General features: G+C 60.8%; 17 protein-coding genes. 11 read left to right on the top strand and 6 right to left on the bottom strand.

All coding sequences use genetic code 11. The annotated features are described in order from the left end of the window. Window positions 1–8 precede the first annotated feature (8 nt). Window positions 9–1,652 carry a methyl-accepting chemotaxis protein gene (locus M0H32_RS19085; protein ID WP_248156762.1) on the bottom strand — a complete coding sequence of 548 codons (1,644 nt, stop codon included), beginning with the start codon at window positions 1,650–1,652 and terminating at the stop codon, window positions 9–11. Between the two features lie 352 nt (window positions 1,653–2,004). Here M0H32_RS19085 and rpiA point away from each other — a divergent pair, with 352 nt between their 5' ends. The 3 genes from rpiA (at window position 2,005) to gor (ending at window position 4,897) form a co-directional block, all read left to right on the top strand. Continuing rightward, window positions 2,005–2,697 carry a ribose-5-phosphate isomerase RpiA gene (gene rpiA, locus M0H32_RS19080; RefSeq protein WP_248156760.1) on the top strand — a complete coding sequence of 231 codons (693 nt, stop codon included), beginning with the start codon at window positions 2,005–2,007 and terminating at the stop codon, window positions 2,695–2,697. Between the two features lie 50 nt (window positions 2,698–2,747). Beyond that, a complete protein-coding gene (locus tag M0H32_RS19075; protein ID WP_248156758.1) occupies window positions 2,748–3,263 on the top strand; it encodes a DUF2059 domain-containing protein in 516 nt (171 codons plus the stop codon). A 257-nt stretch (window positions 3,264–3,520) separates the two neighbouring features. Further along, window positions 3,521–4,897 (top strand): glutathione-disulfide reductase, encoded by a 1,377-nt coding sequence (gene gor, locus M0H32_RS19070; protein ID WP_248156756.1) that lies wholly within the window; start codon window positions 3,521–3,523, stop codon window positions 4,895–4,897. 16 nt (window positions 4,898–4,913) lie between these two features. On the opposite strand, the gene M0H32_RS19065 is transcribed toward gor, so the two are convergent. The 3 genes from M0H32_RS19065 to M0H32_RS19055 form a co-directional block, all read right to left on the bottom strand. Continuing rightward, the gene (locus M0H32_RS19065; protein WP_248156754.1) at window positions 4,914–6,386 is read right to left on the bottom strand and encodes a sensor domain-containing diguanylate cyclase; all 1,473 of its coding nucleotides are present in this window, start codon (window positions 6,384–6,386) and stop codon (window positions 4,914–4,916) included. Between the two features lie 240 nt (window positions 6,387–6,626). After that, entirely contained in the window at window positions 6,627–8,156 is a 1,530-nt protein-coding gene (locus M0H32_RS19060; RefSeq protein WP_248156752.1) for a diguanylate cyclase domain-containing protein, read from the bottom strand. A gap of 86 nt (window positions 8,157–8,242) precedes the next feature. After that, window positions 8,243–9,436: an aminotransferase class V-fold PLP-dependent enzyme gene (locus M0H32_RS19055; RefSeq protein WP_248156750.1), complete on the bottom strand. Its 1,194-nt coding sequence runs from the start codon at window positions 9,434–9,436 to the stop codon at window positions 8,243–8,245. Between the two features lie 54 nt (window positions 9,437–9,490). On the opposite strand from M0H32_RS19055, the gene M0H32_RS19050 reads away from it, so the two are divergent. After that, the gene (locus M0H32_RS19050; protein WP_248156748.1) at window positions 9,491–10,087 is read left to right on the top strand and encodes a gamma-glutamylcyclotransferase family protein; all 597 of its coding nucleotides are present in this window, start codon (window positions 9,491–9,493) and stop codon (window positions 10,085–10,087) included. 31 nt (window positions 10,088–10,118) lie between these two features. Here the strand turns inward: M0H32_RS19050 and M0H32_RS19045 are convergent, their stop codons facing one another. Then, window positions 10,119–10,928, bottom strand: coding sequence for a GNAT family N-acetyltransferase (locus M0H32_RS19045; protein WP_248156746.1), 810 nt, complete (start codon window positions 10,926–10,928; stop codon window positions 10,119–10,121). Window positions 10,929–11,063: 135 nt separating this feature from the next. Next, window positions 11,064–11,795, bottom strand: coding sequence for a VIT1/CCC1 transporter family protein (locus M0H32_RS19040; RefSeq protein WP_248156744.1), 732 nt, complete (start codon window positions 11,793–11,795; stop codon window positions 11,064–11,066). A 189-nt stretch (window positions 11,796–11,984) separates the two neighbouring features. On the opposite strand from M0H32_RS19040, the gene M0H32_RS19035 reads away from it, so the two are divergent. The 7 genes from M0H32_RS19035 to M0H32_RS19005 all read left to right on the top strand — a co-directional run bounded on the left by M0H32_RS19035 (window position 11,985) and on the right by M0H32_RS19005 (window position 21,621). After that, window positions 11,985–13,442, top strand: coding sequence for a M10 family metallopeptidase C-terminal domain-containing protein (locus tag M0H32_RS19035; RefSeq protein WP_248156743.1), 1,458 nt, complete (start codon window positions 11,985–11,987; stop codon window positions 13,440–13,442). A gap of 268 nt (window positions 13,443–13,710) precedes the next feature. Continuing rightward, window positions 13,711–15,093: a class II 3-deoxy-7-phosphoheptulonate synthase gene (locus tag M0H32_RS19030; RefSeq protein ID WP_248156742.1), complete on the top strand. Its 1,383-nt coding sequence runs from the start codon at window positions 13,711–13,713 to the stop codon at window positions 15,091–15,093. A 166-nt stretch (window positions 15,094–15,259) separates the two neighbouring features. Then, entirely contained in the window at window positions 15,260–15,793 is a 534-nt protein-coding gene (locus tag M0H32_RS19025; protein WP_248156741.1) for a response regulator, read from the top strand. Between the two features lie 58 nt (window positions 15,794–15,851). Then, the gene (locus tag M0H32_RS19020; protein WP_248156740.1) at window positions 15,852–16,262 is read left to right on the top strand and encodes a DUF333 domain-containing protein; all 411 of its coding nucleotides are present in this window, start codon (window positions 15,852–15,854) and stop codon (window positions 16,260–16,262) included. A 185-nt stretch (window positions 16,263–16,447) separates the two neighbouring features. Continuing rightward, window positions 16,448–18,337, top strand: coding sequence for an amidohydrolase (locus M0H32_RS19015; protein WP_248156739.1), 1,890 nt, complete (start codon window positions 16,448–16,450; stop codon window positions 18,335–18,337). Between the two features lie 223 nt (window positions 18,338–18,560). Next, window positions 18,561–20,228, top strand: coding sequence for an NAD+ synthase (locus tag M0H32_RS19010; protein WP_248156816.1), 1,668 nt, complete (start codon window positions 18,561–18,563; stop codon window positions 20,226–20,228). 178 nt (window positions 20,229–20,406) lie between these two features. Next, the gene (locus M0H32_RS19005) at window positions 20,407–21,621 is read left to right on the top strand and encodes an MFS transporter (protein ID WP_248156738.1); all 1,215 of its coding nucleotides are present in this window, start codon (window positions 20,407–20,409) and stop codon (window positions 21,619–21,621) included. Window positions 21,622–21,675: the final 54 nt, after the last annotated feature.

Below are 21,675 nucleotides of genomic sequence, written 5' to 3'. Positions count from 1 at the left end.
GTTCAGCGTTAAAGTTTATACGCCGTCCGGAAACCGCCCCAGTGCCGGCCCTGGACGATGATCGGCGCATCGATTTCCTTCATCCAGACGATGTTGCCGCCGCCCATGTCCCTTGCATAGGACTGGATCAGGAACGGCCGTGTGTTGCGGGCGGCGCTGAGGCCGGCCCGGTCGTCGAAGATGCGCTTGTTGCGGCAATTGGCAGCGTTCCAGGTCGGATCGTCCGGCTTCTGCGGCTTGGAATAGATCAGGTTGTGCACCGGCAGATAACCGTTCCGGTCAACGGACGCGCAGAAGGCCATCCCCTTGCATTTGCCCAGGATGTCTTCCTGGATGGTCGGCAGGACTTTTTCCAGTTGGGCAAGCGCCCGGGTGGAGACCTGCATGGGATTGGTGCCCGGGATTGGTGTGTAGTTCGTGTCGAACAGATCGTCCATGCTCAGTTGGCGCCGGGCGATAAGGTCTTCGATCGCGGCGGCGATCCGCGCCGCGCCGGACTGCACCCGCTCCACTTCCTCGGCGTGGCTGGCGTGAATGGCGGCGATCTTGCGCGTCAATGCCTCGCGGAACGACTGGTCCGGATTGACGAAACAGGCGTGGCAGCCGTGTTCCGTTACCGCAACGACGCGAATGTCGACCCGGCCGATGCCGCTCAACTCAATCTGCCCGGTGCTGCCGGGACGCAATTGACGGTCGATCTCCGACTTGAACAACGTGCCGCCTTCGGAAATGTCATGGGTCTCGAAGCGCGCAGTCGCCGATCCGCAGGTGACGCTTCCGCCCAGCTTGACCGGCAGGCGGTCATGCTGCCGGCGGTCGCCAATTTCCGTCTGGCGGATCATCATGGTGAAACGCGACCGCAGCGCGCCGGAGGCCGCGCTCATTTCCGCACCGGTTTCCCGGGCAAGCCGGCCGCCTTCCTCGGCGGTCTCGGCGGCGGTGGTGATGGTCTTGGCTGTGCTGACCACGTCCTGGACGAATTCGGCGGTCCGTTGCGCCTGTTCGCCGATCAGATTGGTGGTGTCGACCTGGGTCTGAACGGCGTCTTCAACGGCGGCGAAACTCGGCCGGATCTTGCCGATCACCTCGATGATCTGGTTGACCGAACCAAGGCTCATTTCGGCTGACTGGTTGAGGCGGTCGATATTGGCGACGATTTGCTCCGTTGCCGACTGGGTCTCGACCGACAGGGCCTTGACCTCGCTGGCGACGACGGAAAAGCCGCGGCCGGCTTCGCCCGCGCGGGCGGCCTCGATGGTTGCGTTGAGCGCCAGGAGGTTGGTCTGTTTGGCAATGTCGGAGATCAGGCTGACCACATTGGCGATGTCGTCAATCGCGTGTTTCAGTTCCATCACGCCCTGATTGACCTGATCGGCGACGTCGCGCGCTTCCTGTGCCAACTGGTTGGACACGCCGACCTGAGAACCGATCTCGGAACTGGACGCACTCAGTTCCTGGATAGAGGAGGCCAGGCCCGCGGCGTTTTCATTCGCGACCTCCGACTGGTCGGCCAGTGCCTGGCTGTTGCCGCGGATGGATTCCAGCGTGTCCATCTGGCTGACAAGCCGGTCCTGAACTTTTTCTGCCGCGGCATTGATGGATTTGGCGGCAACCTGAAGATCGTCTTCGAGACTGTCGAGAACAAAACCCATCCGGTCAGCGGCGATCGGCCGCTCACCCCCGGTATTTTGACCCTCGTCAGTTTCCTCAAGGGTATCCAAGTTATTGGCAATGTTGTTTTTTTTCTCTTTTTGCCACGATCCAAGTCGAAGGATGCTCATAGGATTTTGTGCTTTCCAGGCCCTAGACAATTTGCAGCATTATCTGCGGGCTATCTAAAATGATGGTTAATATTGTACCACTGCTTTAGTTGGAGGCGGGTTTCCCCGGCGAAGTGGGGAATGTCACTGGACCGGCAGATACCGGCCATGTTAAGCACCCGGCGGCCTGAAAAAGATCACTGGCTTGCGCGCGGTCCGCAGGACGCAGGCGAAGGGACATGGGATGAGCGATCAGTTCAAGAAACAAGCGGCCGAACGTGCGGCGGAAGACGTCACCTCCGGCATGCGGTTGGGCATCGGCACCGGTTCGACGGCGGAGCTCTTCGTGCACGCGCTGGCAAGGCGGGTGGCGGACGGTCTCAACGTCATCGGTGTGCCGACGTCGGAGCGCACGCGGGAGCTGGCCTCCAGCCTCGGCATCCGGCTGACCACGCTTGACGAGCTTCCTGAACTGGATCTGACCATTGACGGCGCGGATGAACTCGATGCGCATCTGGCCCTGATCAAGGGCGGTGGCGGCGCGCTGCTGCGTGAAAAGATCGTTGCCGGCGCGTCCGCTGAGATGATCGTGATCGCGGATAGCAGCAAGGAAGTTGCCACTCTCGGCAAGTTTCCGCTGCCGATCGAGGTTGTCCCCTTCGGGCTGAAGGCGACACGGCGCGCCATCCTTCATGTCCTGGAAGACATGGGCCTGCCGCAAAACCTGGATCTGAGAGGCGGCGCAGAGCAGCCTTTCTTGACGGATGGCGGACATTACATTCTCGACGCCTGCCTTCAGGAGATCACCGACCCGGGCACCCTGGCCGATCGGCTTGTCGCGATTCCGGGTGTCGTTGACCATGGTCTCTTTCTCGAACTTGCAACCAAGGCTTACGTGGCCGGCACGGATGGGGTAAAGACCGTTCTGCCCATCTGAGCGATGTGTTCGGCTTTCCTGACATTTGAAAGCCGCCTAGGAGTAGAAAAATGAAGCTTATCAAATCCTTCCCAAGGGCAGCTGTATTGGGCGCAGCCTTGATGGCCGCCGGATTTCTGACAGGTGCGGCGACCGCGCAGGACGCCGTTTCGGAAAGCCATCTGGCCGCAGCGAAGAAAGTTGCCGCCGCGACCAAGGTTCTGGAACCGTTCGATGACATTCTGCCGATCCTGGCGGAACAGACCCGGACCGCGTTCATTCAGTCCGACCCGGCCCGCGCGGAAGAAATCATCGAAGTCACCCAGGACGTGGCGCTGAAGCTGGCGCCGAAGCGGGTCGATCTCAACAACCTCGTGTACAAGGCCTGGGCGGAAAGCTTCACCGAGGAGGAGCTGAACCAGCTGGCCGAATTCTACAACACGGATCTCGGCCAAAAGCTGACCAAGAGCATTCCCGTCATCACACAGTATTCCGTCGGAGCTGCACGCGAGTGGCAGGATAAGCTTTCCACGGAAATGGTGACCATGGTCCAGGAAGAGCTCGCCAAGCGCAACGAAGCGCAGTGACGGGCAGTCGGCCGCGCGAACATGCCCGTCAGACCGGGCAGACGGGCGGATACACGACAAGTTGAAGCCGGTCTCGGGACCGGTTGTTTGGGCCGCGAATGCGGCCCAAATCGTTTGCGGCAGGAAGAAAACCGGACGGTGGCGCGCTGCTCGGTGGCGGCGTCGGGCTTGCATGGTTGCCCGGGCTGCCTATCTGGGGCGAACGAACCGCGGCCGCGCACCGCCGGACAAATGCAACAGGGCTGAAAGAGGCGTCCATGACCGACTACGATTATGATCTTTTTGTTATTGGCGGCGGCTCCGGCGGCGTCCGCGCAGCGCGCATCGCGGCCACGCATGGCGCACGTGTCGGGATTGCCGAAGAATACCGCTATGGCGGCACCTGTGTGATCCGCGGCTGCGTGCCCAAGAAGCTGTTCGTTTATGCCTCGAAATTCTCCGAGGAATTCGAGGATGCGGAAGGTTTCGGCTGGACCGTCGGAGAGCGCGGTTTTTCATGGGACAAACTGATCGCTGCCAAGGATCAGGAAATCACCCGGCTGGAAGGTATCTACCGGCGCAATCTGGAAAGCACGAAGGTCGAGGTGCATGACAGCCGTGCCGTCATCGAGGACGCCCATACGGTGCGCCTGTTGTCGACCGGCCAGAAGATTTCCGCCAAATACATCCTGGTGGCCGTCGGGGCCTCGCCGAATGTGGATACGGAACTGCCCGGCGTCGAGCATGTCATCACCTCGAACGAAGCATTTCACCTGGCCGAGCTGCCGCGCCGGGTCGTGGTCGCAGGGGGCGGATATATCGCCGTGGAATTTGCCGGCATCTTCAACGGGCTTGGCGTCGAAACGACCCTGATCTATCGCGGCGAGGAAATCCTGCGCGGCTTTGATTGGGACCTCCGGACCATGGTCCGCCAGGAGATGGAGAAAAAGGGCATCCGCGTCCTGCGCCAGGATACATTTACCAGGATCGAGAAGAACGCGGACGGCTCCCTGACCGGTCACACCAAGGCCGGCCTGGCGCTGGAAACCGACCAGATCATGTTCGCGATCGGCCGCAAGCCGCACACACGCGATCTTGGTCTTGATAAGGCTGGCGTCGAGATGGATCCATCCGGCGCAATCCGTGTCAGCGCCGATTCGAAAACCAATGTGGACTCGATCTATGCGGTGGGTGATGTCACCGACCGGGCCAATCTGACCCCGGTCGCGATCCGCGAGGGGCATGCTTTTGCCGACACCGTTTTCGGCGACAAACCCTGGACCGTGGACCATAGCCTGATCGCCACCGCGGTGTTTTCCCAGCCAGAAATGGGCACGGTCGGATTGACCCAGGACGAGGCTTTGCAGCGCACGCCCAATCTCGACATCTACAAGTCCAGCTTCCGGCCGATGAAGCACACGCTGTCAGGCCGCGACGAAAAGATGCTGATGAAGATGATCGTCGACGCGGACAGCCAGAAGGTTCTCGGCGTTCACGTGGTTGGTCCGGATGCGGGTGAGCTTGCCCAGATCCTCGGCGTCACGCTGCAGATGGGCGCGACCAAGGCGGATTTCGACCGCACGATCGCCGTGCATCCGACGGCGGCCGAAGAATTGGTTACCATGCGCGAGCCGACGGAGCGCCTGCGCGGCTAAAGACGAACCGGGCGGCTCAGGCGGAAGCGTGCCGTTGAGGCATGTCGTCTGGATCGTCGTCGGCAATGTCCGCGTAACAGGTGAAGCGGCCGCGGCCCATCTTCTTGGAATGATAGAGGGCCGCGTCCGAGCGGTTGACGAGCAGTTCCGCCGTCGCGCCGTCCTGCGGTGCGACGGCGATGCCCACGCTCAGCCCGATATTGGCGATATCGCCCTGATCCAGGTGGATCGGCTTGCTGCCCGCGGCGACCAGCGCCTTGCTGAGCGCGGTCAGGTTGGCCCTGTCGGTTGCGCCCCGGTAGATCACCATGAATTCGTCGCCGCCGATGCGGCAGACCAGGCCGGGTTTGCCGATGACCTTGGTCAGTCGCTCGGCCATGGTCGTGATGACCGTGTCGCCGGCCGCGTGGCCGAACGTGTCATTGACCGCCTTGAACTTGTCGAGATCGCAGTGAATGACCGCAAACGGTTTCTTGGGCAGCGCCTTGACCGAACCTTCCAGGACCCGGTTGAACTGCAGCCGGTTGGCAAGGCCCGACAAGGTGTCATGCAGAGCCAGATAACGGTTCTGGCGCTCGCTTGCCTGTAGCGAGGAGGTCAGCTGGCCAATCCGCCAGGCGATGCCGAAAGCGAGAGCGCCGAGCGCGACGCTGAGCAGGACGATCACCGGGATGATGGTTGGCCAGATGGATTCCCCTACGGTCTGGCTGTCCCAGGTGAAAGTGCCGATCTGATCGCCGCTCTGATTTGAAATCGCATGGTGGGGGCCATCTTCCTTCGACGCGCCGCCGTCGACAAATCGGAACTGGGCGAAATTCAGCTGGCCGTTCAGCTGGCCGAGCAGGAAATCGTCGATGTAGTGCGCCGAAAGCAGCACGGTCGGCGGACCGTCCGGCAGGGTAACCTCATAGTCGTCGGGCATGACCGGCATCGCGCCGAACAGGGCGGGGCGCCCGTCGATCGTCACGAACCCCATGACCGAATACTCGCTCGGATCGACACCCTGCAGCGTCCGGTGTCCGAACCCGCCCGGCACGCGAACCCGGTTGCGCTGATAAAGGCTTTTCAGTTTTTCCCGGATCAGCGCCAGCTCGGGCATCTCCTCGATAGGGCGCGTGATGATGTGGGTGTAATCCTTGAAGGACTCCGCCAGGATTTCCCCGTCGCCGGAGATCAGCATCACTTTGCTGTGCCGGTAGGTCGACCAGAGCGTGTTAAAGCTCTGCCGCGCATAGGTGGGATCGAAGTGCCGGACCAGTTTCTCAACGGATTCATCGGAAGAGGCGATGGTGATCTGCTCTCGCACGATGGTGCGCAGATGGTCGGCAACGGTGCTGCGGAACAGGCGTTCCTCGTTGGCAACGGCCTGCTGCCGGGACGCATGCGAGGCGACAAAGCCGACAAAGAGCAACGAGATCGAGGTCACGGCGATCAGCAGCCCGGCAAGTAGAAAGGCCAGCCTCGAGATCTGTTGCCGCGGAAATTTCACGGCTTGGTCGCTATATCTACGCCGGAACTCGGTCAAGTTGTGAACTCTTATTCCACGTTATGTCATCGTTGAATCTTACGGGTGAAGACGCCAAGAGATTGTAAGAGTGAATACATTAACAAGTGATGGGAATATTAAAAATGTGAGATTGAAAGAGACGCGAGATATTTTATTCCTTGCGCGAAGATTAATAGTAATTTTGACGAGGTTTCAGGTCAAAGAAAACGGCAAGTATGACCGTTACGTTGACGTAAGTTCCATCTTGTGTCTCGCCTGCGCGGCGTCGAGACTGTAAGGCCCGGCAAATTCATAGCCGTTTCGCCCGTTTTCCTTGACGCGGTAAAGCGCCATATCCGCCATTCGGATCAGCGCTTTTTCGGTCGTGCCGCAGTCCGGCGCCGCGGCAATGCCGATGCTGACGCCGATTTCGACGCTTTGGCCGTTGCCGATATCGATCGGGCTGGCGATATCGGCAAGCAGCTGCTCGGCCATGGAGGCCAGCAACTGGCGGTCGGCCGGCTGGGTGAACAGAATGATGAATTCATCACCGCCGATCCGGCTGACGACGCCCTTGTCGCCGATGGTTCTTGTCAGCCGGTCGGCTACCCTGCAGATGACCCGGTCACCGGCTTCGTGGCCGTAAGTGTCGTTGACCGGTTTGAACCGGTCGAGGTCACAGGCGAAAATCGCGAAGCCGCGTTCCGGCAGGCCGTCGAGCGCGAAGCCGAGGCAGTCGGAAAAATGGTGCCGGTTCGGCAGGCCGGTGAGGGCGTCATGCCGCGCGAAGTGGCGGTTCTTGCGCTCACTTTCCTCAAGCGAGGCCGACAGTCGGCTGATCCGGTTGGCGGCGGCAAAGGCAACCACGGCGATGATGGACGCCAGGATCAGGATCAACGGCATGGCCATGATCCAGATGTCGCGGCCGGGCTTGTCGTGATCCCATTTGAAATACCCAAAAATCGAGCCGTCCGCCGCGTGGATCAGGTGATTGGTCGGGTGCAGGCGCTCCGGTTCTCCGGGAAAGAACCGGAACTCCCGGTAGGCTAGCCGTTCATAGAGATCCGCGAACCAGCGATCGTCGAGATAGACGGCGTTGACCAGGACAACCGGATAATCGCTGTCGAAGCGGACATGGCCGTCATCCGGCAGGATGGGAATGGCGCTCAAAAGGGCCGGGGATCCGTCGATCACGGCGTAGGTGGTTTTGGCGATCTGCATCAGCGCGGCCTGCGGAACATGCCATTCCGCGAAGACGGAGCTGGAAGCGCTTTGCCGCTGTCTGAAGTCGCGCCTTGCGTCCTCCGCAAGTTGCCGGACCAGATTGTCTTCCGGCAAAGAAATACTTTCGAACCGCGTCTTGTCCTCGATGGCCTGGGCGACAAGATGTCCGTCCGGAGCAACCAGGAACGTCCGGTTCAGGCCGAAGTCCCCCCATAGGTCATTGACCAGTTCCTCTTCAATGAAGGTCTTGTCGAGCGGCACCTGAAGCGCGTTGAAGGTCTCGTCCCATTGCGCCAGCGCGATCTGGTCGCGCGCGATTTCCCGAAACAAGGTCTGCAGGGTGTTGTCGAGCCTTATCTGCTCGCTTTCGAGCGCCCGCCGGTCAGCCTCGCGCCAGGCTAGGTTGGCAACGAAGGCCAGCGATGCCGTGGACAGGCAGATGAGCAGAGCGGCAAGCCCGTAAATCCAGACCCTGATGCTGCGGCCCGCATGCGGCTGTGCCAGCCCTGCGCTCTCGGTACCACCCGTCTTGTCTTTTTGACCTGCCAACTACCCACCACCCCATGTTGATGGAATCTGATCCTAGCGGGACAGTTTTAACATGGGGTGCGCGACAAGGCTGCCGGAGTGGTCTCCTAGTTGAAATTGCCGAGAGCCTTAACAAAGCGTTCAATTTCGTCTTCGCAGTTGAAGGCATGCAGCGAGGCACGCACGACAGCGTCCAGGCCGCGATGGGGCAGGTCGATCCGTGCGGAACTGGCCGTGCTGACCGAAACATTGATGCCGTTGGCCGCAAGGCGCGTCTTCGTGCGAGCTGGTGTCTCGCCATCAAGGGTGAAGGTCACGATGCCGCCCTTGCGCTTGCCTTTATCGTGCAACGTGACCGCGCCGAGGCCAGAGAGTTCGGAGCGCAGTTGGGCTCCGAGTGCACAGGTCCGGTTGCCGAGACGCTCCATGCCGAAGCCGATCGCATAGGTGACCGCGACGCCGAGACCGATCTGGCCGGCAACATACCGTTCCCAGGTCTCGAAGCGGCGCGCGTGGGGCACGAGTTCATAGCTGTTATCGTCGAGCCAGTTGGCCGACTGGAGGTCGATGAAGGGCGGTTCGATTTGATCCAGCACTGTGTCGCTGACATAGAGAAACCCGGTGCCGCGCGGCCCGCGCAGATATTTGCGGCCTGTGCCCGACAGCATGTGGCAGCCGATCTCGTTGACATTCAGAGGGATCTGGCCGGCCGACTGGCAGGCGTCGAGCAGGTAGAGCACGCCGGCTTCCCGGGCGATCTCCCCGACCTCTTCGGCCGGATTGATCAGGCCGGAGAAAGTCGGAATATGGGTGAGGGCAACAAGGCGGGTTTTCGGCGTGATCGCCGCTTTCAGGGCCTTCAGGTCGATCTGGCCGGAGGCATCGTCCTCGACCACGTCGATCTCGATGCCCTTGCGCTTCTTCATCTGCAGGAAGGCGACATAGTTGGAGACATATTCCGCGCGCCCCGTAACGATCCGGTCGCCTTGTCGAAAGTCGATGCCGTAAAAGGCCATGTCCCAGGCGCGGGTGGCGTTTTCGACATAGGCGATTTCCTGCGGCTGGCTGCCGATCAGGGCGGCAAGTGCTGTGTAGAATGTGTCCAGCGCAGGCCGTGCGGCGGCTTCCGCCTCATAGCCGCCGATCCGGGCTTCCAGATCCAGATGCTGCTTCACGGCCTCAAGAACCGGGGCGGCTGCCAGACCGGTGCCGGCATTGTTGAAATGGATCACCTGCCCAACACCGGGCGTGTCTTGCCGCAGGAGGTCGATGTCCTGCCGGGACAGGGATGGTACAATCATGGCAACTCTCGGTTTTGATTTGACGACAGGGTAAAGACATTAGACAAGCACGACATGACGATCACATATTTTGGATACGGTTCCCTCGTCAACATTGACACTATCCCGGCAAATGCCGAAGTCACGCCCGGAAAACTCTCCGGCTGGCTGAGGGAATGGCGGGTCTGCGGCCAGGGCGAAGATGGCCAGGGTCGCTGCGCGTTGACAGTCCGCCAGGAAGACGGCGCCGAGATCTGGGGGGTGATGGCCCGCGAGCCGCGCACGCAGCTGGCTGACCTGGAGCGCCGCGAACAGCGTTATGTCAAGGTGGAAGCGGTTGGAGTTTCTTTCCGCTGCGAAGCCCTGCAGCAGCCGGGACCTGAGGATCTGTTCCTGTTCCAGGCCGCTCCCGAGCATCTGCGCTGGGGCTGCGACCAGCACCCGATCCTGCAAAGCTATCTCGATTGCGTCCTCGCCGGGTTTTTCCGCACCTGGGGCGAAGCGGGCATCGATCATTTCCTGGACACCACCGACGGCTGGCACGTGCCCGTGCTCCAGGACCGCGCCCGCCCGCATTACCCGCGCAAGATCACACTGGATCCGGACCTGGCGGAACTGATCGACGACAAGTTGAGAGCCCACGGTATCGACTACCGGAAAGTCAAAGACTGATGCTCAGTGGACGGTCCTCGGTCCAGGGGCGCTATTTTGTGACTGAATCTCGACCCAGTGTCTGCGGATCGACGCAGACCGCGTAGGCGAATTCGGTATCGATCACTCCCAGGCGATTGCACAAGGCCGTGGAGGAGGCATTGTCTTGCCGCACGCCCGTCATGAAAGCGCGAGCGCCTTTTTCCTCCCACATGTGAACAATAACCTTTGCGCCGAGCACGAGCGCAACCTTCTCGCCGCGGCGGTCGGGGCGGGTTGCCAGCATTCCCCAGAAGACGGTGTTGGCGTGGTCGCTCTCCGCAGGATGCATGAAAATCGACGTCGCGACCGCGACCGGTGCGCCATGTGGGTCACAAGCGACAAGACAGATGCCATTGCCCTGCGAGCCTCGTAGAAAGCTGGCGGGAACCGGCATGACGCCGCAGGATTCCATCAGCTGGATGACTTCGGCAAGGACGCTGTCCGGTGTGTTGCCGTCCAGAATTCTGACGGTCAGGTCGGGTGGCAGGTGATGCTCCGCCAGCGTTGCCCGTGCTGCCATGTAAGCACTTTCTCCACCCTGAAAATGCTCGTGCCGATCCGCTGAAAGTCCTTTGCGCTCAAGCTCGGCAAAGAGCGTGTCCACGCCGGATTTCGGGAAGAAGTAACATGGACTTGCCCCCTGCAGCCGGGCCAGGGAGATCAAAACGTCCGACGTGTTCTCCACGGGCTGGCTCAATGCCACAAGCCGGCCGTAATAGGCAAATCGCGGATCGCCCCTCAGGAGAGACCAAAGCGCGGTGCTTCTGCCCATGGCTGCAATGTTTTCAGGCGTTCCGAAAAATTCTTGAGCAGTTTGCATGTGAGTGGCCCAGGCATGAACGATTGGTCGTCGGTCAATCTGGCTTCAAAGACTGGAACTTGTCCAGAAATAAGCAATACATGTGCGACCCGGCTGATGTTTCGACTTGATGTAGGGTAACGAAAGAGGCAACGCTCACCCCAGCAGCACCTGCAACCCGTAGCCCACAACAAACGCGATCCCCGCCGCGACCGTGCCAATGGCTGTCGTCTCCAGCCCGCAGGAGATCCAGTGCCGCTGTGACCAGCGGGCCCGGAGCGAACCGATCAGGAAAAAGGCCAGCATTGTGAGGCTGGTTGCGGTTTCGGCTCTGGCAGGCAGCTGCAAGACGAACGGCAGAAGCGGAATGGAGCCGAACAGGACAAAGGCGGCGAAGGTGTAAAGTGCGGCCTTGAGCGGGGCGCGCGAGATGTCGGAAAGGCCGTATTCACCCTGCATCATGGTCTCGATCCAGGTGGCCTTGTTGGAGGTGACCAGTTCCACCAGCGTTTCCAGATTGGCGCCGTCAAAGCCCTTTTGCAGGAAGATCTGCCGGATTTCCTCCCGTTCGCCCTCCGGTTCCAGCGCAATATGCTTTTCTTCGATGGCGCGCAGGCGCAGATAGTCCTCGTTTTCCGATTTCGAGCCGCTGTAATTGGCGGCCGCCATGGAAAAACCGTCGGCGAGCAGATTGGCGACACCCAGGATCAGGATCACGTTGGCAGAGAGGCTGGCTCCGACCGCACCGGCGACAATCGCGAAAGTGGTCACGGCACCGTCAATGCCGCCATAGACCCAGTCCCTCAAATAGCTGGCATCCGGCCCGGCGGCGAGCCGGTCGGCGATGTCCCTGGGCCGGTGGCTGTGCTCCAGGCGCGGAGATGGCATGGCGGCATCCTTCCATTTTCCAGCACTTTCCCGTGGATTACGGTGCGCCGCAATGATCCGCCTCAAACAGCCGATCTCCGCTGTCCCGAATACAGGCGCACGAGGCATTTGAAATTTCCCCTTACGTAAACGTAATTATTGGAATAACTTTTGAGTGTGAACATGAAAATTGCAATTATAGGAGGAGAAATGTCGCTATTCACCTACAAGGGAGAAGAGGCACTCGGCCTGGTCCAGGACGCCCGAGATCTCATGCTTTACAGCTATCACGGGTTGGAAAACGTGCCTGACGAAGGCCTGCAAGCCGAAGCAAACGCGCGCAGCCGGATCGAGGCCAAGGGTTGGTCCGTCGTGACGCCGGAGCAGCTCGGCCTTGCCGGCGCCGTTATCGACCGGAACGGCACCTATCAGGGAGAAACGGACAAGTTCAGAACCGCGCAGGCCGACGTTCTTGCCAAATACGACGCGGACGGCAATCTCGTCAAAGTCGGTCTGGCGATCCGGGGCACCAGCGGCACGGTCGACAACATCGTGTCCGATACGATCGGGGACGTGATCGATTATCTGGAGTTTCTGTCCAGCGAGCCAAATTATGCGGTCGAGGCGTTCGGGCAGCTGCTGGAGGCGATTGCCACGTTCATGCAGTCGGCCGGACTGACGGCCGACGATCTGATCGTCACCGGGCATTCGCTTGGCGGCGGCGCGGTCACCAATCTGGCCGAGCAGAGCCACACCATCGCGGACGGCTTTCTCGTCGATGCCAGTTTTGTCGGCTTTGCCTCGCACTATGTTGCCGAGGACGGGAGTTCGGTTCTGTCGAACGGTGCCGAGGTGCTGAGTTTCGATTTCGAGAACGACCCGGTGCCATCTGTCATTTCTGAGGACGGGCTGCATCTCCTGGGCAACGACACGGACTATGCCTACGAGACCAACAACATCGTTTTCTTCAACGACGTTTATGCAACGCCCGCGTTCTGGGAAGGTGGCAACATCATCAATCCCCTGGCCTGGACGACGCATTTTTCGGCCAACTACGACACGGCGCTCGACGCCATTGCCGGGTCGACTTTCTATGGCGAGATGACCCGGGACAGCCTGGTGATCGTCTCCGGATTGTCCGATCTCGCCCGGACCCACGTTTTTGTGGAGGACATCCGGCTTCCGCTCGACCCGACTGACCACTATGGCAAGGGCGGCTACATTCTCGGCAACGCTCAGGCGGATCTGCTTGGTGGCCGAGGCGGCGACGATGCGCTTGAAGGCTTCGACGGCAATGATCACCTCAAGGGCCGCGGCGGCAATGACCGGTTGCTGGGCGGGGCGGGCAACGACGTGCTTGAAGGGGGCGACGGTGACGACCTTCTGGTCGACGGAACCGGCAGCGACACGCTGACGGGTGGCGAGGGCACCGACATATTTGTCTTTGTCGCCGACGGCGTTTGCGACTTTATCGAGGATTTCGAAGTCGGACGGGACAAGATCGACCTCTCTCTGGCGCATATCACCGGGTTCGATCAGCTGAGCATTGTCGCCGACGGCTGGTGGCAGGACGTCGAAGTGCATTTCGGCGAGGACATGATCAGGCTCGACACCGGGATCTGGCCGAACCTGAGTGACCTGAGCGCAAACGACTTTTTGTTTGCTTGACAAGGTGCGGTGCCAGGCCCTGTTGGGGGGCTGGCGCCGCGAACCGAGACGAAACCGGCAGAAGCCTGTAAAATGTCGCCGCACAGCATGAAAAAAGATCAGGAATTCCTGTGTTGCAAAGACCGTTCTTAAGTGGCAATTGCCGCGAGGGGCGTGTATAACGCCGCACGTTTGCATCAAAACTGGCGCAATCTGAGCAGGAAAAAGTCGCGGGCCTTGGCATAAACGAACAGTTGGGAATGCCCGATCCCGATCAGGAGTAGGAAGTATGGCGGAGAAATGGAGCCCGGACAGCTGGAGATCGAAACCGATCCTGCAGGTGCCGGAATACCAGGATCAAGAGGCTGTGGCGGATGTTGAACAGCGCCTGTCGACTTATCCGCCGCTTGTTTTTGCAGGTGAAGCGCGCGCGCTGAAAGCGCAGCTTGCCGATGTCGCAAACGGCAAGGGTTTCCTGCTCCAGGGCGGTGACTGCGCCGAGAGCTTCGCAGAGCACCATCCGGATCACATTCGCGATTTCTTCCGCGTCTTCCTGCAGATGTCGGTCGTTCTGACCTATGCGGCGAGCCAGCCGGTGGTCAAGGTCGGCCGTATCGCAGGTCAGTTCGCCAAGCCGCGTTCGTCCAACATCGAAAAGAAGGGCGATGTCGAGCTGCCGAGCTACCGCGGTGACATCATCAACGACATCAACTTCAACCCCGAGAGCCGCATTCCGGACCCGGGCCGCATGGCGATGGCCTACCGCCAGTCCGCCGCGACCCTGAACCTTCTGCGTGCTTTCGCGCAAGGTGGTTTCGCCAATCTCGACCAGGTGCATCAGTGGATGCTCGGTTTCATCACCGACAGCCCGCAGGGACACCGTTACAAGGAACTGGCCGACCGGATCACCGAGGCGCTGAACTTCATGCGAGCCTGCGGTATCAACTCCACCAGCGTGCCGCAGCTGCGCTCGACCGATTTCTTCACCAGCCACGAGGCGCTGCTGCTCGGATATGAAGAGGCGCTGACCCGCGTCGACAGCACGTCCGGCGACTGGTACGCCACCTCCGGCCACATGATCTGGATCGGCGACCGCACTCGTCAGCCGGACCATGCTCATGTCGAATTCTTCCGCGGCATCAAGAACCCGATCGGCCTGAAATGCGGCCCGTCGCTGTCGCCGGACGGTCTGCTGGAGCTGATCGACATTCTGAACCCGGAAAACGAGCCGGGCCGCCTGACCCTGATCGCCCGCTTCGGCGCCGACAAGGTGTTCGACCACCTGCCGCAGCTGGTGCGCGCGGTCGAGCGTGAAGGCAAATCCGTGGTCTGGTCCTGCGATCCGATGCATGGCAACACGATCACCGCCGGCGGCTACAAGACCCGTCCGTTCGATCGCATCCTGAAAGAGGTCGAGGCCTTCTTCGCGGTGCACCGGGCCGAAGGCACCCATGCCGGCGGCGTTCATGTGGAAATGACCGGACGCAACGTAACCGAGTGCACCGGCGGCGCGCATGCACTGACCGCCGAACAGCTGGGCGACCGCTATCACACCCATTGCGATCCGCGGCTCAATGCGGACCAGGCTCTGGAACTGGCGTTCCTGATCGCGGAAAACCTCAAGAAGGAACGTGACGGCCGCCGGGTCGAGCCAATCGCTGCCAGCGCCTGATTGGCAGTTTTTCTGACGTGGCGTAACTTGAAGGGCGGCTCAGGCCGCCCTTTTTTGATCTTTCCGTGAATTTTCTGCCTCTCAACCGCAAACGGGTAAGCCTCGCTTAACGCTCAAGGGGGCATATCTGAAGGTGTGGGGACTACACGGAAAAGGGGAGAGTGCTGTGCGCGACAAGTGGGATCTGTCAAAGATTTCCTGTCTGATTGCGGAAGACAATCCGCATATGCGCGGCATCCTGCGTTCCGTCCTGTCCGGCTTCGGCATTCGCGCGATTTTTGAAGCGAGCGACGGCGCCGAAGCCCTTGAGCTGGTGGTCGACCGCAAGCCCGATATTGTCTTGTGCGACTGGGTCATGAGTCCCTTCGGCGGCAATGAATTCCTGCGCATCCTGCGCAGCGACCGCGATCTAGTCGCCAGCACGACTCCTGTGCTTGTGGTCACGGCCCATGCCAAGCGGGCGACCATTCTCGAAGCCATTGAAATCGGCATTCACGGGTTTGTCGCCAAGCCGATCGCGCCCGCGATACTCTATCGTCACATTGGCGAAATCCTCGAGCGGCAGGATCTCCACGGCCGGTGCAGAGGCATTCTCGGTCCGGGCCAGCAAAAGCCGCTGCGAAAGCTCGAAGTCACTGATCTGTCCGACCTGGCAACGCCCGAGCCGGAACAGGACCAGGTCGGTCTCGCGCTGCTCTGAACCTGCAATTCCCATAGCGCACACGGCGACCGGGTATCGTCCACCGTGCGACGCGAGGTTGGCAGCGCACCATCCTCGCTACTCCATCTTCCAACTTTCCAGGGTGGCATTGCCGCGATCAACCTTCGCGGGTATCTTCGCATTTGAACAATGGCTTGTTCGAGCCGCAGACAGCCGCAGTGCCAGATGGAAGATCCCTGCTGCAGCCACCAGAGGTATCCGCATGAGACCAGGTATTATTCCAGGCCTTCCGGCGATCATTCTTGCCGCGTCGCCGGCGCTCGCCGCAGGTGAGGCCGCTATTGCCAATCCGGCATCTGTTTTTTGCGTCGAAAGTGGCGGGAAATCCGTGATCGAAATCGAGGCTGACGGGCAGCGCGGATATTGCATCCTTCAGGATGGCACCAAGGTTGATGAATGGGAGTACTTCCGCGAGAACTGGGACAAGACCCTAAACGGTAAGACCTGACCAGCCGTAGAATATCTGGTGCTCGAAGCGGACGACACCGTTGCAGCAGGTCCTGATCCCTTGAGAGGGACTATGTATTGCACTCCTGGTAATTCAGGGACGACCAGCAATGGATGGACCAAGGCTCATCCAGCTTTCTGCTTCCCGACGAAACCGGTCCCAAATGCTGATGAAGAGGAGAAACCATGCCGGGCATTCAGAGACGAAACCTCCTCAAGGCTGCGCTTGCCAGTTCCACCACGATGGCGCTTCCAGGAATGGTTTGGGCCGAGGCACGCTCGTTGACAGATCTCGGCGGCGCAATGCTGGATCTCGAAAAGGCGACCATTTTCACCGCCCGCGATATCGTCACGCTCCATCCTGACCGCCCCACGGCACAGGCTGTGGCCGTCGTGAACAGCCGCATTCTCGCCACCGGCACGCTTGAAGAGGTCAAGGCCATGCTGGGAGACCAGCCCCACGATGTCGATCGCAGGTTCGAAGACCATGTAATTGTTCCCGGCTTCATCGCGCAGCACGACCACCCGGTCCTTGCCGGGCTGACCATGTCGTCAGAAATCCTCGCGATAGAGGACTGGGACCTGCCGGGCGGAACCGTTCCCGCCGTGAAGGACAAGGACGATTTCATGACTCGCCTCGCTGCTGCGGAGGCCGCGCTTGACGATCCAGAAGAACCTCTGCTCACCTGGGGGTATCATGCGGCCTTCTACGGACCGCTTACCCGCGACGATCTCGACACGATCAGCACCACGCGCCCGATCTTCGTCTGGGCCCGCTCCTGCCATGAATTCATCCTGAACACGGCGGCGATGGAGAAGGCCGGCGTGACCGAGGGGCTCATGGCGAACTGGTCCCCCTCTGCCAACGCTCAGTCGAGCTACCGGGACGGCCATTTCTGGGAACAGGGATTGTTTGCCGTCCTGCCGCAAATCGCTCCGATTGTCGCCGATCCGGAGAGGTTCCGCGCCGGGTTGGAGTTGATGCGCGACTACATGCATGCAAATGGCGTGACCTATGGCAACGAGCCCGGTGGCATCCTCTCCAAGCCCGTGCAGGACGCAGTGAACGAGGTTATGTCGCCGTCCTCCATGCCCTTCCGCTGGAGTTTCATTGCCGACGGCAAGAGCCTTGTTGCCGCCAGCAAGGACGATGATCAAGTGATTCCGGCCACTTTGGCGCTGGAGGACTGGTATTCCGGTATGACCAGCATGAAGAAGGAAACCGTGAAACTCTTTGCAGATGGCGCGATCTACTCGCTCGCGATCCAGTTGCGCCAGCCGCCCATTGGCGATTATCACGGTGAATGGATGATGGATCTCGACGCTTTCGAGCGCGCCTTCCGCATTTACTGGGATGCGGGTTATCAGGTACATGTGCACGTCAATGGCGACGCAGGGCTCGACCGGGTGCTGAACGTGTTGGAAGAGAATCTGCGCCGCAATCCACGCTATGATCACCGTACGGTGATAGTACATTTCGCCGTCAGCGCTCAGGACCAAGTCGAGCTTATCCGCAAGCTGGGGGCGATCGTCAGCGCGAACCCCTATTATGTAACGGCGCTTTCGGATCGCTACAGCGAAACCGGCCTCGGACCGGAGCGCGCCGATCAGATGGTTCGGCTGGCGGATGTGGAACGAGCGAATATTTCCTGGTCGCTGCATTCCGACATGCCGATGGCGCCGGGCGATCCACTGTTCCTGATGTGGTGCGCCGTGAACCGGGTGACGAGTTCCGGCCGGGTCGCTGGAGAGAACCAGCGTGTAACCGCCGAGCAGGCGTTGCGCGGGGTGACCATCAACGCTGCCTGGTCGCATCGGCTTGAAGACGAGCGCGGAAGCATCGAGCCAGGCAAGCTCGCCAATTTCACCATTCTTACCGAGAATCCGATCATGGTCGACCCGATGACAATCAAGGATATCGGTGTCTGGGGCACCGTCGTGGAAGGGCGGGTTTTGCAGATTCCTGACGTGGACCAGAAAGACGCGAGAGCTCCGATCAGGGCGACTCCTGAGTCGATCGACTTTGCCAAGCATGTCCTCCACCATGCTATCTCGGTTGTTCACGCCCACCTGTGAACGGAGAGCCGGCATCGAGGGGGAGCAAAAAAGGAAAGCCGTGCGGCAATGCGTCGTCGGTAGCATATGCCTGAACCATCGACGGTCTGAACCAGTTGAACTGCGATGACCGGGAAACCGGACCAGACCGGATTTCGAAGCCGCAACCTGCTGACAGGATGATTGCAAGGCGGATGGCTTCCCGCTACACCGGAAAGCCATGTCACTTCCTGGTACCTCTCCGATGATCGCAGACCGTTTCCGACTGGCTGTCGCGCAGCTCAACCCCACTGTTGGCGATGTCGCCGGCAATGCCGATCTTGTCCGCAAGGCCCGCGCGCAAGCTGCGGCTGAAGGGGCAGACCTTGTGCTAACCTCCGAGCTGGTGCTTGCCGGCTATCTGCCGGAAGACCTGGTGCTGAAACCTGCTTTTGTCAGGCGCTGCATGGAAGCTGCCGAATCGCTGGCAAAGGAGACCGCCGATGGCGGACCGGGACTGATCGTCGGCGCGCCCTGGCGCGGCGAGGACGGCAGGGTCTATAACGCCGCGCTGCTGCTGGATCAGGGCGAAATCCGGGCGGTGCGCACCAAATACGACCTGCCGAATTACAGCGTCTTCGACGAAAAACGCGTCTTCGCAGCGGGCCCGCTGCCGGGGCCTGTCGATTTCCGCGGCGTGCGCATCGGCCTGCCGATCTGCGAGGACATCTGGAACGACGAAGTCTGCGAGTGCCTCGAGGAAACCGGCGCTGAGCTGCTGCTTGTCCCCAACGGCTCGCCCTACTGGGAGAACCGGGCGGAGGAACGTCTGCAGGTGGTGGTCTCCCGAGTGGTCCAGACAGGTTTGCCGCTGATTTATTGCAATCAGCTGGGCGGGCAGGACGAACTGGTCTTCGATGGCGGCTCCTTCGCGCTCCATGCCGACCGTTCGCTCGCGTTTCAGCTGCCGCAGTTTGAAACCGCCCTTGGGATCAGCGACTGGCGCAGGGACGGCGACACCTGGATCTGCGAGAACGGCACGGTCGCCAAACTGCCGGATCTGGACGAAGCCAACTGGCGGGCCTGCGTCATGGGGCTCGGCGACTATGTCAACAAGAATGGATTCCCGGGCGTCGTACTCGGTCTGTCGGGCGGGATCGACTCGGCCATTTGCGCCGCGATGGCCGTCGACGCGCTCGGCGCCGACAAGGTCCATGCTATCATGCTGCCCTACCGCTATACGTCCGAGGAAAGCATCAAGGACGCCGCCGACTGCGCCAGGGCGCTCGGCATCCGCTACGATACCGTGCCGATCGCCGAACCGGTGGAAGGCTTTGCGAGCGCCCTGAGCGATCTCTTTGCCGGCACCAAAGAGGACACGACGGAGGAGAACCTGCAGTCCCGCGCCCGCGGCGTGATCCTGATGGCGGTTTCCAACAAATTCGGCCGGATGGTCATGACCACCGGCAACAAGTCGGAAATGTCGGTCGGCTATGCCACGCTCTATGGCGACATGAACGGCGGTTACAATCCGATCAAGGATCTCTACAAGACCCAGGTCTTTCATCTGGCCGCCTGGCGCAATGAAAACCGGCCGGACGGCCTCATGGGGCCGGGCGGCGAGGTGATCCCGGCCAACATCATCACCAAGGTGCCGACAGCGGAGCTGCGCGAGAACCAGACCGACCAGGATTCCCTGCCGCCCTATGACGTGCTCGACGATATCCTGGAATGCCTGGTCGAGGATGAAATGTCGGTGGGCGACATCGAACAGCGCGGTCATGACCGGGCTTTGATCCACCGGATCGAGCATCTTCTCTACATCGCAGAATACAAGCGCCGTCAGGCACCTCCGGGCGTCAAGATTACAGAACGCAATTTCGGCAAGGACCGCCGTTACCCGATTACCAACCGGTTCCGCGACCGGTCCTGAGGGACGCTACACATTCTCTCAGCCTCATCCTGAGGAGGGCCGTCAGGCCCGTCTCGAAGGATCGGACACTCGTTCCCGAGCAAGCGGCCGATCCTTCGAGACGCTGCTGCGCAGCTCCTCAGGAGGAGGTCAATTTGTGTGGCATATTCGTTGCCGCGTCTGAGAAAGCATTGCCCTGATGTCCTATTTTTCCTTCCTGCGCGAAAATGCCAGATGGCTGTCCGCCAGCTATCTGCTGGCGGTCTTTTCCGGCTTCGGCCAGACCTTCTTCATCTCGCTCTCGGGCGGTGACATCCGCGCCGAATTCGGCCTCAGCCACGGCGAGCTGGGCCTGCTTTATATGTTGGCGACGCTCGGCAGCGCATTGACGCTGCCTTATGTCGGCAAGAGCCTGGATCATTTTCCGGTCCGCTGGATCGCCGCTGTCGTGATGAGTGGGTTGGCGCTGTTCTGCCTTGCCATGGCTGGGGCGTTCTCGGTCTGGATGGTGGCGTTTGCCTTTTACGGGCTGCGCCTGTGCGGACAGGGTATGATGACCCACACGTCGGTGACCGCTGCGGGGCGCTGGTTTTCCGCGCGGCGTGGACGCGCAGTCTCCATTGCGATGCTGGGCTTTCCCACTGCCGAGGCGCTGTTTCCGATCTGCTTTGTCCTGTTGAACAACACCTTCGGCTGGCGCGGCGCCTGGACCGTGTCGGCGCTTGTGCTCGTGATGGTCGCCATGCCGGTGCTGCTGACGCTGCTGGCAAGGGACCGGGTTCCGAACGCCGCAGAAGTGGCTTCGGCGAAGCCCGAGGGCCGGCAATGGACCCGGGCCGAGGTGTTGCGCGATCCGCGATTCTGGCTGGCCTCGCTTGGCGTCAACGCGCCGGCCTTCATCGGTACGGCGATCTTCTTTCACCAGGTCTATCTTGTCGAGCTGCGCGGCTGGACCCTGGAACTCTTTGCCAGTTCCTTCCTGTTCATGGCCTCCGGCGTCGTCTGCGCCTCGCTGATCATCGGCCCGCTGATTGACCGGTTCTCCGCGCGCCAGCTCCTGCCCTTCACCTTGGTGCCCCTGACCGTGGCCTGTTTGGTTCTCGCCGGGTTTCATGCGCCGCTGTCCGCCTTCATCTTCATGTCTCTTGTCGGCATTTCCAACGGTTTCAACGGCACGCTTGTTGGTGCCCTCTGGCCCGAGGTCTATGGCACCCGGCACATGGGCGCAGTTCGCGCCGTCGCCTTTTCGCTGATGGTGTTCGCTTCGGCGGCCGGGCCAGGCCTGATTGGCTGGCTGATTGACCTGGGAATTGCCTTTGACCTGCAGGTCATCGCAATGGGTCTTTACTGCCTCGGTTTCTGCCTGGTGCTGGCGCTCACGTCACGGGCGTACCACTCCGCTTCATTATCTTGACCGAAGCGACCGATTTTCGGTTGCTGACCAATCTCTCACGGGCTAACTCAACCG

The sequence above is a fragment of the Roseibium sediminicola genome, from assembly GCF_023156505.1.
GTDB classification, from domain to species: Bacteria; Pseudomonadota; Alphaproteobacteria; order Rhizobiales; family Stappiaceae; genus Roseibium; species Roseibium sediminicola.
Note: the sequence above shows the minus strand (reverse complement) of the source record. Positions and strands in the feature narration are given on the sequence as shown.